Genomic DNA, 283 nt, shown 5'->3' on the forward strand with positions numbered 1-283 from the left:
CTTCAGGCCGCACTGGCGGGCCAGTTCGTCGCGCGGGCGGATCCCGGCGGAGAACACCACGACCTGGGAGTCGATCTCCGTGCCGTCCTGCAGGACCACCTTGGCGACCGCGCCGTCCGCGCCGGCCTCCAGGCGGGTCATCGGGGTCCCGGCGTGCACGGCCATGCCCAGGGCCTCGATGTGCCGGCGCAGCATGGAGCCGCCGCCCTCGTCGAGCTGGCGGGGCATCAGCCAGGGCGCCACCTCCACGACGCTGCTGGCCAGGCCCAGGCCTTGGACGGCG

1 protein-coding gene is annotated in these 283 nt (G+C 74.9%); it reads right to left on the reverse strand.

Annotation, left to right across the window (positions count from 1 at the left end):
- Positions 1–283, reverse strand: a 283-nt coding sequence (locus ABD327_RS20950; protein ID WP_344452248.1) for an FAD-dependent oxidoreductase, incomplete at both ends; no start/stop codon positions are given.

The sequence above is a fragment of the Actinocorallia aurantiaca genome, assembly GCF_039533685.1.
Classification (GTDB): Bacteria; Actinomycetota; Actinomycetes; order Streptosporangiales; family Streptosporangiaceae; genus Actinocorallia; species Actinocorallia aurantiaca.